Source organism: Oxalobacteraceae bacterium OTU3CINTB1 (assembly GCA_024123955.1).
Lineage (GTDB): Bacteria > Pseudomonadota > Gammaproteobacteria > Burkholderiales > Burkholderiaceae_D > Rugamonas.
Genome location: CP099652.1, coordinates 1757734 through 1772950, shown reverse-complemented (window position 1 = coordinate 1772950; position 15217 = coordinate 1757734). Strand labels below are relative to the sequence as shown.

General features: G+C 63.3%; 13 protein-coding genes. 3 read left to right on the top strand and 10 right to left on the bottom strand.

Translation table 11 applies throughout. From position 1 onward, the window contains the following. Positions 1 to 10: 10 nt before the first annotated feature. The 7 genes from NHH73_07635 to NHH73_07605 all read right to left on the bottom strand — a co-directional run bounded on the left by NHH73_07635 (position 11) and on the right by NHH73_07605 (position 10222). A complete protein-coding gene (locus tag NHH73_07635) occupies positions 11 to 2170 on the bottom strand; it encodes a metallophosphoesterase (protein ID USX28142.1) in 2160 nt (719 codons plus the stop codon). A gap of 117 nt (positions 2171 to 2287) precedes the next feature. After that, entirely contained in the window at positions 2288 to 3379 is a 1092-nt protein-coding gene (locus tag NHH73_07630) for a trypsin-like serine protease (GenBank protein USX28141.1), read from the bottom strand. Positions 3380 to 3529: 150 nt separating this feature from the next. Next, positions 3530 to 4816 (bottom strand): MFS transporter, encoded by a 1287-nt coding sequence (locus tag NHH73_07625; protein USX28140.1) that lies wholly within the window; start codon positions 4814 to 4816, stop codon positions 3530 to 3532. A 158-nt stretch (positions 4817 to 4974) separates the two neighbouring features. Beyond that, a complete protein-coding gene (locus NHH73_07620) occupies positions 4975 to 5685 on the bottom strand; it encodes a BON domain-containing protein (protein USX28139.1) in 711 nt (236 codons plus the stop codon). A gap of 134 nt (positions 5686 to 5819) precedes the next feature. After that, positions 5820 to 6563, bottom strand: coding sequence for a hypothetical protein (locus NHH73_07615; protein USX28138.1), 744 nt, complete (start codon positions 6561 to 6563; stop codon positions 5820 to 5822). 164 nt (positions 6564 to 6727) lie between these two features. Next, a complete protein-coding gene (locus NHH73_07610; GenBank protein ID USX28137.1) occupies positions 6728 to 8428 on the bottom strand; it encodes a hypothetical protein in 1701 nt (566 codons plus the stop codon). A 57-nt stretch (positions 8429 to 8485) separates the two neighbouring features. Next, positions 8486 to 10222, bottom strand: a complete 1737-nt coding sequence (locus tag NHH73_07605; protein ID USX28136.1) for a beta-lactamase family protein — start codon at positions 10220 to 10222, stop codon at positions 8486 to 8488. Between the two features lie 182 nt (positions 10223 to 10404). Here NHH73_07605 and NHH73_07600 point away from each other — a divergent pair, with 182 nt between their 5' ends. Then, the gene (locus NHH73_07600; protein USX28135.1) at positions 10405 to 10989 is read left to right on the top strand and encodes a hypothetical protein; all 585 of its coding nucleotides are present in this window, start codon (positions 10405 to 10407) and stop codon (positions 10987 to 10989) included. Beyond that, entirely contained in the window at positions 10986 to 11615 is a 630-nt protein-coding gene (locus NHH73_07595; GenBank protein USX28134.1) for a hypothetical protein, read from the top strand. The genes NHH73_07600 and NHH73_07595 overlap by 4 nt, the downstream gene beginning before the upstream one ends. 105 nt (positions 11616 to 11720) lie before the next feature. On the opposite strand, the gene NHH73_07590 is transcribed toward NHH73_07595, so the two are convergent. Beyond that, complete coding sequence (locus tag NHH73_07590; GenBank protein ID USX28133.1) at positions 11721 to 12038, bottom strand: NAD-dependent epimerase/dehydratase family protein; 318 nt, start codon at positions 12036 to 12038, stop codon at positions 11721 to 11723. 10 nt (positions 12039 to 12048) lie between these two features. Next, on the bottom strand, positions 12049 to 12648 hold the full coding sequence (locus NHH73_07585) for a short chain dehydrogenase (GenBank protein ID USX28132.1): 600 nt from the start codon (positions 12646 to 12648) through the stop codon (positions 12049 to 12051). A 101-nt stretch (positions 12649 to 12749) separates the two neighbouring features. Here NHH73_07585 and NHH73_07580 point away from each other — a divergent pair, with 101 nt between their 5' ends. Next, positions 12750 to 13727, top strand: coding sequence for a LysR family transcriptional regulator (locus tag NHH73_07580; protein USX29581.1), 978 nt, complete (start codon positions 12750 to 12752; stop codon positions 13725 to 13727). On the opposite strand, the gene NHH73_07575 is transcribed toward NHH73_07580, so the two are convergent. After that, the gene (locus NHH73_07575; GenBank protein ID USX28131.1) at positions 13724 to 15178 is read right to left on the bottom strand and encodes an efflux transporter outer membrane subunit; all 1455 of its coding nucleotides are present in this window, start codon (positions 15176 to 15178) and stop codon (positions 13724 to 13726) included. The two genes, NHH73_07580 and NHH73_07575, sit on opposite strands and share 4 nt — an antisense overlap. Positions 15179 to 15217 lie beyond the last annotated feature (39 nt).

Below are 15217 nucleotides of genomic sequence, written 5' to 3'. Positions count from 1 at the left end.
CACTCTCGTTCTAGTTGAAACTCAACCCCGTGGCACTGGTATTGGTCAACGTCTTGGCCTTCAGGTCGATACGGAAACTATCGCTCGGCTTGCCCGAACCCAGCCCCTTCAGAATCCCGAACACCTGCTTGAACTGATACTGGAACAGCACGTTGACCGGGTTCTGATCCGACGGCAAATCGCCGATCTTCACGATGGCCGCCGGCGATGCCGGAAACGCCGCCATCAGCACCTTGTACTGCGCCACCCGTTGCGCGCCCATGTCGCGCAACGCCAGCTCGCCGGCATACACCGTCCGGTGGAAATCGCCATAAAACTCGTACGCGCTGATCTTGGCAAAATCATCCAGCTTCAAGTTCGCCGCCGACGCCAGTTGCTCCGCCTTGGCCGTCGCCGCCGCCCAGTCCGCCGTCAACTGGCTTGCCGCCACGCCACCCTCGGCGACGGTCCCCTTGGCGGCACACGCGGCCGTCAACGGCACCACAGACGGATTGTCCTTCAGCTGCGCCAAGGTCACCCTGGTCTGCAACTGCGACAGGATCAGCATCTGGCGCGCGTCGAGCGAGGTCGCCGCCTGCTTCATTTCGCACGGCCAGTACTCGTCCATGAAACGCAGGCGCGACAGCTCGCCGAAGTACGTGCGGGTGAATTCGCCATACGAGCGGGTATCGAGGATATTGCGGTTCCAGCGCTTGGCGACGTCGCCGGTCAGCACGCTGCCCTGCAGGTAGTCGTACTCGGTCTGATACAACGGGAACAGTTCGTTATAGCGCGCCACATTGTTGAGGCCAACCGTCTGCACATCGACCAGGTCCTTGCTCTGGTAGCTGACGATCTTGTACGCCGCGCCGAACACGGCCAGCGACGGCGACTGCACGTTAACCAGGTAGTTGCCGGCGGCGTCCTGGTAATCGTTGGTGCCGTTGAAGTGCATGTGGCCGCCCATGTGCAGCGGCAGGCCGGTCGCGGCCAGCGCCTTGGTGGTGGCCGATTCCGGCACGCGCGCCGTCTGGAAGGCGCCCGGCTTGAACACCGCCTTCATCGCGTCGGTCTGGTTGGCGTAGAAGTCCATCGTCGGATAGTGCGAGAACGCCATCAACTGCTTGCCCTGCGCCTTGGCGCGCGCGGCCACCGACTTGATCCATTCCATTTGATGGATCTTGTGCGTGGTCACCTTGTTCCAGCCGGCGTTGCCGGCGTTGTCGAAGCCGGCGAAGGCGGTCGGATTGGCCGGATCGAACTTGCCGTTGGGGACGTGGACGTTGGCGTCGACCGCCAGCAGCCACAGGCCCTTGACCGGTTCCACCAAGTAGCTGGCGTCGATGATGTTGGTGCAGCGCGTATAGGATTTACCCAGCTTGGTTTCGCCGGCGGCCTTGTAGCTGCCGCCCTCGCCTTCCGCGCAGATCTCGAACTGGCGCTTGTTCAGCGCGGACGAGGCCGACGCGGCGTCGAAGCTGTATTTGCCGTCCGCGTACTTGGTGAACGGCGTCTCCCAATAAACGTCCGACTTGTTCGGCATGTAGCCGAAGTCGCCGAGCTTGGTGAGCAGGCGCTCGTAGCCCTGCTCGGTCAGCTGGGCGGTGCAGACCACGGTCGGATCCTTGGCCTTGCAGGCGGCGTTGTTGGGCGCGTAGATCTTTTGTTCCTTGCCGTCGCGCGTGAGGAAGTCGTTTTTGCCGGCCTCATCGTCGTCGTAAGGCTCGTTCGGGTCGTGGTTGCCAGGGGCGATGAAGAAGCGCATGCCCTTGGCCTGATACTCGCGCAGGATGTCGGCCAGGCCGTCGATGTTGATCGGCTGGGCATCATCGGAGATGTCGCCAGGCAGCGCCACCAGGCGGATGTTCTTGCCGTAGGCATCGTCGAGCGCGGCGCGGAAGGCGAAATAGTTTTCGTTGAACAGACGGGTCGACGTCAGCTGCGCGTACATCGTGCGGATGGTGGCGTTCCTGCCGTCCTTGGTGGGAATGCCTGAGAACTGGCTGCTTTTGAAGTCGCCGTAGATGTTCTCGAAGTGCACGTCGCTCATGAAGGCGACCGGAGTTGAGGTATAGCCGTCGGCCGGGATCGGGTCGGTGGTCGGGACGCTGTCGCTGCCGCATGCGGATAGCAGCGACATCATGGCGGCGGCCGCGATCAGCGGCCGCCGGGCGTTCAAGGCATTGCGCATGCAATCTCCATCTGTCTGTTTTCGGTGGTGCGCATTGTGGCACTCCGGTGTGACAGGCTGATTACATGGCAACCAGACGAAAACGGACGGCGGCCGTCGCCGCCGTCCGCGGTGTCGTCAGGCCTGCGACGTCAACTTGCGGCGGCGCGCCACGCCCACCATCGCCAGGCCGGCCAGCAGCATGGCGTAGGTTTCCGGTTCCGGCACCGCCGTCACCGCCTTGATCCAGCCCACGTGCGAGTAGATGGCGGTGGAACCCGACAGGTCGCCATAGCTCGAGCCGTTTTTAGGCGCGTTGTCGCAGCCGCTCAGGCCGAGATCGCCGCAAGCGCTGTCGCCGCCCCAGCCCCACGAGTGCACGCCCGACAACAGCCATTCCGAGCCGTTCCAGACAAAATCGCCGCCGCCGGAATCGCCACCGGCGATCATCGACTCGATGGTGCCCAGGCCGGTGCCGCTGGTCCAGGCGCCGCCAATGGCATCGCCCATGCGGCCGATGGTGTTCAGCGCGGCGGTGCCGTTGTCGAAATCGCTCATGTAGGTGGCGCCCGGTGCGTAGTAGCTGGGATCGTCGGGGCCGTAGCCGGCGGCCGGGTAGTAGGCCGCGTTGAACTCCTGGCTGGTGACGTCGAAGGTGTTGTAACCGTAGTGGCCCCAGGCGGCATCGTTCCAGTTGGTGGGCGTGTTGACGTCGGCGCGGTTGGTCGTACCGTACCCAGCCATCAGGTAATCCTTGCCGACGTCGTTGGTGGTGCTCAGGTTGTAGCCCTTGATGCCGGTGACCACGCTGTCGAGCTTCAAGATGGCGATGTCGGCGCCGGTGTCGAGCGAGCCGTTCCACGCTTTGTGGACGGTGGCGTTGCCGACCGAAACATTGCGGGTGACGGCCGCGCTACCGTTGGCATAGCCGAACTGAACGGTCATCTTGCTGAAGTCGTCGGCGCAATGGGCGGCGGTGATCACGTACTGGCCGCCGGCCAGCAGCGAGCCGGAGCAGGCGTAGTTGCCCTGCGGTGTGGTGAAGCTCAGTTTTGCAACCCCGTCCAGCGCGCCGGCCACGCCATTGAAGCTCATGCCGGGGGTGAAACGCCAATTGCTGGGATCCGAAGTATTACCGGTCTGCGGTGTTGGCGCGGCTTGGACGGCCCCTGCGGCCAACATGGCGGCGACGGCCACCAACTTGAAGTGTTTGGACTGGATGAAATTCATATTGTTCCTTGCGCAATAGGTATTTTAAAAGTGCCTCTCCCTGTATTCACCTTTCGGGGACCGCCTGGCGTACGACGCGCCCCCGGCGAACGTGGCACAAATGACAATATCACGATGAACTATTGCGGCGCAACATAGTTATGAAAATATTTACGTCCCGGCTGGACGCGGCACCGCGCGCCTGATCAGCAAAATGACGCCGGCGGCCAGCAGGCAGGCTGCCCCCGCCGCGAACAGGGCGGGGTTATACGTCAGCATCATGGTGCGCACCCTGCCCGCGCCCCAGGCCGCCACCGCCGCACCCAGCTGGTGGCCGGCGAACACCCAGCCGAACACCATGCCCGCGCGCTCCTTGCCGAAGGTGGACGCCACCAGCCGCACCGTCGGCGGCACGGTGGCGATCCAGTCCAGGCCATAAAACATGGCGAACAACGACAGCCCGTAAAACGTGAATTCGGAATACGGCAACCAGAACAACGACAAGCCGCGCAGGCCGTAATACATGAACAGCAGCTTGCGGTTGTCGTAGCGGTCCGACAGCCAGCCCGAGCCGATGGTGCCGACCAAGTCGAAGGCCCCCATCATCGCCAGCACCGACGCGGCCGGCACGGCGGCCAATCCGGCGTCGCCGCACAGCGAAATGAAATGCGTCTGGATCAGGCCGTTGGTGCTGAGCCCGCAAATGAAAAACGTGCCGAACAATATCCAGAACACCCGGTTGCCGGCGACGCTGGCAAGCACCTTGAACGGCGTGGCGAACGTGATGTGCATAGGCGGCACCGGCGGTGCGACTTCCGTTCCCGGGGCCGCGCCGTAGGGCGTCAGGCCAAGTTCGTTGGGCCGGTTGCGCATCAGCAGCAGCACCAGAACGGCGGCCACGGCGCAGGCGGCGAAGACGGGAATGACGGCCATGCGCCAGCCGAAGCGTTCGATCAGCCAGGCGCCGACCGGCAGGAAGACCAACTGGCCGGTGGCCGAACTGGCGGTGAGCATGCCCACCACCAAGCCCCGGTGGCTGTCGAACCAGCGGTTGGAGACGATGGCGCTGAGCACCAGCGCGGTCATGCCCGAGCCGATGCCGAGCATGATTCCCCAGAACAGCACCAGATGCCAGAACTGCGTCATTTGCGTGGCCAGCGCCATGCCGGTCGCCACCAGCGTCAGCGCGGTGACGACCACGTGGCGCAGGCCGAAACGCTCCATCAGGATGGCGGCGAAAGGCCCCATCAAACCGAACAGCACGAAGCGCACCGCCAGCGCGGATGAAATCTGTTCGACGTCCCAGCCGAACTCGATGGACAGCGGCTGCAACAGCGCGCCCGGCAGGCCGAGCGCCGCCGACGAGGTCAGGCCCGTCAGGAAGGTGACAGCGACGATCACCCAAGAATAGTGCAAGCCGCGCCGCCGCAGCCAGTTGGAAAGCGATAGTGCGAACATGATGCTCCTTGCAATGACGATGGCTGCGGCGATGCGGACGCGGGCGTGGACGAACCCGCGCTGCCGGCCATTTTAAATTATGGTCATAATGAATGCAAGGAAAAGAAAGGGGCCTCGGCGGAGGCCCCTTTCAGGGGGAAGTCACATCCAGCTACCGCTTATTTGATGCGCAGCGAGCTCTTCACGTCGGTGACGCCTTTGACATTGCGGGCAACGTCAACCGCTTTGTCAGCTTCGGCCTGCGACGGCACGAAGCCGCTCAGCACCACGCCGCCATTGGTGGTTTCAACTTTGACATCCAGCGATTTGAGCGCTGGCTCAGCCATCAGTTCGGTTTTGACCTTGGTGGTGATCACGGTGTCGGCGACCGCATCCTTGGCCAGCTCGGTTTTCGATTTGGCTTCGCACGACGCCTTGTCGGTGCCGGTCATACCGCTGCAGTCGATGCCGGTCTGGGCGACGTCGGCGGCATCCTTGCCTGCCTTGGCGGCGTTGATGGCGGCGGTCTGCTGCGATTTGGCGGTGCTCAGGCAGCTATCCTTGGCGTTGCCGTCCAGGGTGTCGCACTTTTCCTTGGCCAGGCCGTACTGGGCATCGGCCAGTTCCGTGCGGGCTTTTTCGATCGATTTTTTATCGTTCTTGTATTGCATCGTGGCGTTGGCCTCGGCCGTCGCGCGGGCCACTTTGGCCTGCTCTTCGCACACGTCCTTGGCGTTGCCGGACTGCGCATCGCAGGCGGACTTGGCGGTCTTGTAATCGTTGGCAGCTTTATTGGTGGCTGCCTTGTAGGCCACAGTGTCGTTGGCTGGGGTGGCGGCGAAACTGGCGCTGGCTGCACCGGCCAAAAGCAGGAAGAGGAGCTTGTTCATGATGTGTCCCTTTATTGTGGTGGTTGGTGGACACATTAAACGCCGACAGCAGAGAAACCTCTGTGCGCGAACGAACAGAGTTGGGGAATTGCATTTTTTGCGCTATGAGCGGCGACAGCCTGACTTCGATGTCGCTAGCGCTGCAGCGAGGCCTGGCGCAGGCCTTGGCGGGTATCCTCGCGCGCGTCCTGGTTCAGCAAACCCTTTTGCCACAGGTCGCTCGCCTGCTCGAACAAGGGCAGCCCGGCGGCGAAGGCGTCGCCGGTCGGCGCCAGTTGCAGCCATTCCATGGTGGTGTGCGAACCGGCCACCGGGCCGGACGACGAAGGTTGGCGCACCTGGCGCATCCACGCGGCGACGGCGCCATATTGTTCGGGATGGCGCTGTTGTATCCATGCCAGAGCGGCCAGATCGGCAAAGCCTTCCTCGCGGCGGGTCTGCTCCAGTTCCTGCGCTTGCGCTTGGCTGTGTGCCGTGTCGTCGGCGTGGTCGTGTTCCTCGAAACCGGCCGGCATCTCGTGCCACTGGCCCTGCACGTAGCGCCAGCAGTGGCCCACTTCGTGTGCGAACATCGCCTCGATCATCAGCGCCCGCTGTTCCGCCGGCACGGTCGACAGGACGTCTTCGACGTTGGTCCGGTTGCGCATCGTCAGCACCAGCTTGCAACGTCCATCTTGAAAGCCCAGCGCCAGCGGCACGTCGGTCGGCTTGCCGGTGGGCTGTACGATGATGTCGATCGGCAGTTTGAGTTCTTTTTTAGCGTACTTCAGCATGGCCGATCCGGCGGTGAGCCAGCGGGTTTCCATGTCGGTCAACTCCGCTGCGGAAGCGAAGTTGGAGCACAACAGCAGCAGGGAGATAAGTAGGCGCGTGATCATGATTTGGTTTCCTCAAACCAACTTTATCACGATCACGGAAACTTTTATTGCCGCACGGAAGTATTTTTCTACGTAGGCAAAGTTGAACTATTTAGTCGAAAGGCTACTCTGTATGCGGAATGATAACGGGGACCTGACGGTCCCCGTTGGAGGAAGGTGAGGACTTACTTCGCCAGCAGGCTTTGTGCTGTCTTGAATTCCGGACGTATATCGTTCGGCACCGAGGCCATTTTATCCAGCGCCTTTTGCACGTCGGGACGGATGACGACATATTTGGCCATCATCTCCTTGGCGCGCGCATAGTCGCCGGTGGCCTCGATCGTCAGGAACTCGCGGTCGAGATCTGTTACAGCCGATTTAACCTTTTTGAAGTCGACCGAGAACGTTCCATCGCCGTGCGACACGAATCCACCCTTATCGAGAAGATAATTAACCTGGATCGCCATGCCGCGCGCGTGCGAATCGGTCAGGCCGAAATGCAGCGTGCGGAACGCCGACGCCAGGAACGTCGTGTACAGCTTGCGCTCGGCCGCCTCGCCCTGCCCCAGCGTGCCGGCCAGCTGGCCCTTGTCCATCATGTAGGCCAGCACGTACAGGCCGGTGATGTCGGCCTTGGCTTCCTCGATGGTCGAATAGGCTTCCTTCAGGTCCTGGCGCGGGGTCGATTCCTTGCCGTCGACCTTGGTCACGTGCGGTCCCAGGCCGTGGGTGATTTCATGCGCCAGGATGTGCGTGAAGAACGCGTCGAAATCGACATCCTTCTGGTCGGCCGGCTTGAGCACCAGCTTGGAGATCGGCGTCAACGTCGACTTGAACTTGGCTTGCTGCACGTTCTTGAGCATCACGCGCTTGGAGCCGCGCTGGCTGATGATGCGCTCGTCGTTGGGCAGGTTGTAGGCGGCCGTCTGCACGCCCATGTTGCCGTCGCCGGCCCCGTAGACCTGGTTGACCACCACCATCGGCGCGATGGCGCCGACCTTGGGATTGCGGTACTGCGCATCGAGCGGCAGGTTGTCTTCCAGCTCCTGCATGTGCTTGGCGAAGAAGTCGAGCTTTTGCGTCTCCTTCTGGTCGCGGATGTTGACGTAGGCCTCGAACGCGGCCTTGTAGCCGAACAGCTCGTCGTTATAGGTCTCATACGGGCCGATGGTGACGTCGACCGGCGCGTCCAGATCCATCCAGGCGAAGTCGGAAGCCAGGTAGTCGTTGCTCAGGAAAGCGTCGGCGCGCAGCTCGAGGAACTTCTTCAGCGAAGCGTTGTCGGTCGCGGCTGCGGCCTGCTTGAGCAGCGCGGCCGCTTGCTGCAGTTCGGCCTTGTATTCGTCCGAATATTTGACGGTGGTGAACTGGCCGTCGGCGTTGCGGCGTACCGTCGTGAAGAACCACTGCGCCTGTTCCTTGTCAATGGCCGGCAACGCGTTCATCCAGGTTTCCAGCTGCGCCTTGCTGGCGTCGGCCGGATAGAAGTTGCCGCCTTCAGGCTTCTTGGCGGGAATCTTGATGCCGTCGATCTCTGCCGGCAGGAACGATTCGTGGCTGTCGAGGATCGACCACGGCCCCTTGTTGAGCCAGAAGTAGCCCAGGCGCGCCTGGCCCAACGGCGTCTTGTCCTTCTTCAGCGCGGCCCACAGCGCCTCGTTGCCGGCCCAGCGCTGTCGCAGTTGCAGCACGTCGATGATCTTGGCCGCTTCGATCAGCTTGACGATGGCCTTCTTGTCGCCGGCGGAGAGTTTGCTGGTGTCGGCGGTCAGCGCGATCGGCGCGTACCGCTTGCTCATTTTGTTCAAGTCGGCAACGTCGGCCGGGGCAGCGTAAGCGGCGGCGCAGGCGAGCGCCATCGCCAATGGAAGCAGGATTTTTTTCATTCGAACCTCGGGTGGAGTCAGGCCCGTATTGTAATCCAGCCGTGCTGCCGCACCGCGCTACTTCGAGGCCTTGTCGGCGCCGGCGGGATGCGCGGCGGGCGTGGCCGCGCCAGCCACCCGCGTGGCGCGCATCGAGCGCCCGTCCTGATGCAGTACCAACGCCGCCGCTGCGCCGCCGGCGTCGGGCTCGAACTGCAATTCGGCCGCCACCACATCCCATGCGAAGCGGCCGGCCTTGCCCGGCACCGGAAACACCGGCAGCAGCGGCTGTTGGTCCAAACGGGCCCACAGCTGCCCGTCGATGGCGCGCACGTCGAAGTCGAGCTTGGGCGCACCATCACCGCCGGTCAGATAATGTCCCGTGTAGCGTTGCGGCGTGATGGCGGCGTCGGTGGCGACGGCCGGCGCAGGCTCGTCCGTGCGGCGCGCGGGGATCTCGCCGCCGCGCTGGCGCAGCAGCATGCTCGCCACTTTGCCGTTCTCGCGTCCGAAAGCGAACTCGGCGCCAAATTGCGGCAGCGTGAAAACGTCCGGCGCCGCCGCCGTCATCGCGGTGTAGGGCTGCCCGGTCATGCGGCCATACAGCTTGCCGTCCTGGACCACGAAGGTGAAGGCGATTTTGGCGTCCGCGCGGAACACGCCAACGTATTGCGGCAGCGCCGCCGCGTCCAGCGCGATACTGGTGTCGCCGACCTTGTAGCGCGCGGCCAGCACATCGGCGCCGAACGAATCGGCCTGCGCCTCGGCGTTGCTGACCATGACGATCGCCGCCTGTCCGACATCAGGCATCATCAGCAACTGGGTGCGAAAACCGCCGGTGCCGCCGCTGTGGAAATAAGTGCGCCGCTCCGGCGGACCGCGCATGATCAGTGCGTAGCCGATCTGCGCGCCGTTCATCGACGCCAGCGGCTGCAGCACCCGCTCGCCAGCGGCGCCCAGCGGCCCGCCGCGCCCCGCCATCAACGCGCGGCCGAACGCCAGCATATCCGGCGCCGTGGAGCGCAGCGAGCCGGCGCCGGCGAAGGCGTCAAAGTCCCACAGCGAAGCGGCCTTGTCACCACTGAACGGCGGCGCCATGCGTCCCAGCCCGTCCGCCTTCCGCTGCGGCAGATGCTGGAAGGTGCTGGCCATGCCCAACGGCGCGGTGATGCGATCGCCGACCAGCTTTTCCCATGTGCTGCCATAGCGCAGCGACAGCACTTCGCCCAGCACGGCGAAACCGAAATTGCTGTACTCGGCCTCGCACGGCGCCGGCTTCGGCTTGAGCGCCGACAGCTCCGCCAGCATCATCTGGCGGGTGTAGCCGGGATAGGGATTGGCCGCGTTCAGGTCGGGGAAATTGGCGGGCATCCTCGGCAGGCAGGAAGTATGCGTGACGAGCTGGCGCAGCGTGATCGCCGCCACTTCCGGCTTCAGCTTGAGCGCGCGGGCCTGCGCCGCGTCCAGCGACGCCGGCAGCAGCTTGCCGAGCGTATCCCCGAGTGCCAGGTCGCCGCGTTCGACCGCCTGCGCCAGCAGCAGGCCGGTGAACACCTTGGAGATCGACCCTATTTCAAACAGTTGGGACACGCCTTCCGGCTGGCGCTCCGCGGCCCCGCCGACGGCCGCGCGGCGCACCTCGGCGTAGAACCCCTTGTCATCGTGCCACAGCCCCACGGCGGCGGCGCCGGGACGTTCGCCCAGCACCGAGCGGGCGACGGCCTCGGGCTGGCTCTCCATGCTCAAGGGCGCCGAAGCGGCAAGTGCGTACACCGGCACGCAGAAAACCAGCAGACCAAGCAAGGTTTTGAGCACGGAGGCTTCTCCTATCAAGTGAAGCCGCAGCATACGCTTTTTACAATGTCCGAATACTCACGGATTGTCACTACCAGGCCCGGTACACCTGCCTCTCGATCCTTGCTTTTGCAGCGCTTGACCGGGCAGGAACGTTCTGCCAACATGGGACATCGAATGTCCCATGTTGGCATGTTGAAATCATGAAGATGACGCTCAAAGAACGGCTTAAAAGCACGATCAGGAAATCGCGCCGGGACGTCTTCATGCGCGACGATTTTTTGAACCTTGGCGGTACATACCGTCAGTTAAGCCGGGCTCTGAGTGAGCTGCAAAGTGAGCAAGTCGTAGTGCGTGCCGGATATGGCCTGTACATACGCCCAACTGTGCGAGATGTTGAAATTGCTGTCGAACAAGTGCAGCAGCGTCTCGGGCGGCGCGTGCGTCGAGAGGTGACGATCGGTGACACTACCGTGCAACTCGGATTACCTTCCCGCGCAATCAACAAGCAGGACGAGCAGGATCGGAGGAAGTTGGCCATGGCTTGGCTCATTGTCAAAAAATTTACGATGTCCGAGATCCGGCGACGTAGCCTTGAGAACATGGAGCGCTGGCAAAAAAACGGGGTCTGGGTATCCGCGTTCGAGGAATGGCGTGAGTTGTTGACCTGCGGGGGTGATCCTCAGTTGTTGGCCGTGATGACAGGCCAAGATGAAAATTCGAACCGCTTGCGTCAGTCCGCCCCGTACGCGGGGTTGTTGACGCAAACGGAGGTGGAGGCGATTTGAATATCGAGCAACTCCGTCATCTGCTGCGCGCATCGGCGCAGATTGTCGGCGATGACCAATTCATCGTCATCGGCTCTCAATCCATCCTTGGCAAGTACCCGAATTCCCCTGCCGAGTTGTTGTGGTCCACCGAAGCCGACCTGATCGCGAAAAACAAACCCCGGCAGACAGACAAACTGGAGTCGATCGGGGAACTGAGCGAGTTTCACCACACACATGGTATCTACGCAGACCCGGTGTCGGAAAAAACGGCTGTACTGGCAAAAGGTTGGAAGGGCCGCCTTGTCAACATCGTTGCGCACGACACCAATGGTGAGACGGTGACCGGTCTATGCCTTGATCCACACGACCTGTTTGTTTCCAAAGTTGCCGCCGGACGTGAAAAGGATATCGAATTTGCGCGTAGCATGATCGAACACCGTATGGTGAATCGTGATCGCGTTCTGCAACTGGCAGGTGCCGTCCGGAATCCGGTTGACGACATGCATCGCTCCTTTCGCATCGCAAGCCGCATTGATGATCTGTATGCGATGGGATCGGAACACCAGCTACCACAAATTGACCTGGCCCATGGAAGTATACGGGGAGCATTGTCGGCGTGTCCGCGGAGGTGGTTCAGCAAATGACGATTGATGGTGAGATCGTGTTCCATCTATCCAAACAGATCGACACGCTGCCCACGCTGGGCGACCTATGCACAGTACAGTATCAGGGTGGGTGCGCGCACGTGATCACACACAAAACTCGACAGGAAGATGAGACCGGGGAGTCTGGCGACGAGTCGCCGACACCAGAGCCGCAGGCACCAGACTGATTGGCGGTGCAAAGATGATTACTTCCATCCGCATTTGCAGCGCGCCGGCGGCCACCACCACCGCGTCCACCTTGCCGAAACGCTCGAACAAAGCCCTTACCTGCGCGATGTCCGCGATGTCGGCCTGATACTGGCCGCTGCGCGTGCCCACGCCGACGATGTCATGGCGTTGTCCGAGCTGCTCGACGACGGCGGAACCGATGGTGCCCGTCGCACCGATCACAATCACTTTCATGGCGTCCCCTTCACCAGGCGCGATAGACTTGGCCGGTCTGCGCGCCGTCGACGCTGCGCGCGTACGACAGCGCCACGCGCTTGCCCGGCGCCGGCTCGAAGCCGATGAAGAACGGACCGTAGCTGTCCATCGATTCCTCCAGCACCGTGGGGCTGACGGCGTTGATGCGCAAGCCGCGCGGCAGCTCGATGGCGGCGGCGCGCACGAAGCCCTCCACCGCCGCGTTGACCATGGTCGCACTGGCGCCGTTGCGGATCGGCTGCTCGGCCACGATGCCGCTGGTGAGCGTGATCGAACCGCCGTCGTTCAGATACTCGCGCGCCACCAAGGCCACGTTCACCTGCCCCATCAACTTGCTGTTCAAGCCAACGTGGAACTGCTCCGGCGTGAAGTCGGCCAGCGGGCCGAAATGCAGCGAGCCCGCGGCCACCACCACCGCGTCGATCTTGCCGATCTGTTCGAACGCCGCCCGCACCTGCGCGATGTCGGTGAAGTCGGCCCGATACTGGCCGCTGCCCGCGCCCGCCGTCACGATCTCGTGACGCTTGCCCAATTCCTCCACCACCGATTTGCCCACCGTGCCCGAGGCACCGATAACGACGATTTTCATGATCCACTCCCTGTCTGGTTAAGTGAGACCAGTATCGCGGCGATCACGCCATGAATAAATGAGCTAAGATTAAGTTCATTACAAACGTACGGTTAGCAATGATGGACAAACTGCGCAGCATGGAGATTTTTGTCGCGGTGGTCGATGCCGGCAATTTCACGGCCGCCGCCGACAACTTCAAGATCTCCCCGGTCATGGTCGGCAAACACATCGCGCAGCTGGAAGCGACGCTGGGCGCGCGCCTGCTGACCCGCACCACGCGGCGCCAAAGCCTGACCGAGATCGGCGCGCAGTATGTCGAGCGATGCCGGGCCATCCTGGCGCAGATCGCGGCCGCCGAAACCGGCGCCGAGGCGATGCGCAGCGTGCCGCGCGGACGGCTCAAGATCACCGCGCCGGTTTCCTTCGGCACCGAATGGATCGCGCCGGCGATGACGGACTACCTGCGCCGGCATCCCGAGGTGAGCCTGGATTTGAGCCTGAGCGACCGCACGGTCGATCTGGTGGAGGAAGGGTATGACGCCGCCATCCGCATCGGCCGGCTGGAGGATTCGACGATGGTGGCGCGGCCGCTGTTCGACTATGCGATGGCCATTTGCGCCAGCCCCGCCTACCTGGAAAAGCACGGGACGCCGAAAACTCCGGACGACCTGGCGCGGCACGAATGCCTGGACTTCATGGCGTGGTCGCTCAACATGCGCTGGCGGCTGCAGGGGCAGACCGGCAACCGCAACATCGAGGCCAGCCGCTTCCGCGCCAACAATGGCCAGGCATTGCGCATGGCCGCGCTACAGGATTTTGGATTGGTGATGCAGGCGGAGGTGCTGCTGGCGCAGGACATCGCCGCCGGCCGGCTGGTGCCGGTATTGTGCGACTACATGCCGACAGCGCGTCCGATGAATTTGGTCTATCCGCGCGACCGGCAAGCCACGCCGAAGCTGACGACATTCGTGGATTTCATTGTGGAGCGATTCGGACCCGCATGGGTACCGGGCCACGAAGACAAAACGCTCAGGACCAGCGGCGCACCGCCGCTGGCCTCATCGCGTAATCGTAAAACTCAATTGCGTAAAACTTAATTCGCTACCGCCGCCAGGCTCTCCGACGGCTGCCAGCCGGCGCCCAGCGCGCGCGCCACCGACACCGCCGCCAGCAGGCGCTGGGTGTTGATCTGCACCGCCGCCCGATCGGCCGTCAGCGCGCTGCGCTGTGCATCCGTCACATCCAGATAGGTCGACACGCCACGCTCGTAGCGCGCACGCGCCACCAGATAACCGCGCGCCGCCGCCACCTGCGAGGCCGACTGCGCCTCGCCCTGCAACTGGCGCTGCTGCACGTCCGACAGCGCATCCTCGACTTCGCGCAATGCCGTCAGCAACTTGGTCTCGTGATTGGCCAGCGCCTCCTCGTAGCGCGCCTTGGCGATCGCCAGGTTGGCCTTGTTGCGGCCACCATCGAAGATCGGCAGCGACAGCGCCAGCGGACCGGCGCTGAACTGGCGCGAGCTGCCCTCGCCCAGCTTGCGCAGGCTCTCCGACGCCCAACCGAAGTTACCGGTCAACGTCAGGGAAGGATAAAACGCGCCCTCGGCAACGCCGATCTGCGCGTTGGCCGCGCGCAGGTTCGCCACGCTGCCCGCCAGATCCGGACGCTGCGCCAGCAGGCTGGCCGGCAGGCCGACCGGAATCGCCGGCGGCTGCGGCAGCACCACGGCGTCCGTGTTGGCCGCCGTCAGCATCGCCGACGGCGAAGCGCCAACCAAGGTGGCAAGGCTATGTTCGAGCAAATTGCGCTGACGCTGCACTTCCTGCAAATCGGCCTTGGCGTTGGCATACTCGATGCGCGCGCGCGATACATCCAGCTCGTTCGACAGGCCGGCGTCGAAGCGTGCCGTCACCAGCTCCTCGCTTTCGCGGCGGGTATCGAGCGCGCCCTTCAGGATCGCGATCTCGGCATCCAGCCCGCGCAGTTGCCAGTAGGTCGTCGCCAGCTGCGACGACAACACCAGCAGCACGCCGTCGCGGTCCGCTTCGGCCACCAGCGCCTGCGCGTCGGACGCCTCCACCAAACGGCGCACGCGGCCCAGCAGATCGAGCTCGTACGACATCGATGCGCCGACCGTGTAGTTGTTACCCTTGATCGAACGGCCGCCCAGCGCCAGCCCCTGCGACGTCTCCGCCGAGGTGCGCGAGTTGGCGACCGAGGTATTCACGCTCAGCGACGGCTGCTGGCTGGCGCGGCTCACGCCGGCCTGCTCCAGCGCCTGCACCAACCGCTGCGCCGCCGCCTTCACACTCGGATTGTCGCGCAGCGCGGTCTGTTCCAGATTGTTCAAGGTCTGGTCGTTGAACACCGTCCACCACTGTGCCGGCAGATGCGCCTCGCTGGCGCCGGCCTGCGGCAAATGGCGGAACGAAGCGTCGGCGACGTTTTTCGGCGCGGTGAAATCGCTGCCGACGGTGGCGCAGCCGCTGACGGCCAGGGTGATGGAGACAGCGAGCGTCAGGCGCTTCAAAGCTGAATTGAACATGGTGTTACCTCACAAATTAGTTAGTGTTAGCGCGCGCAT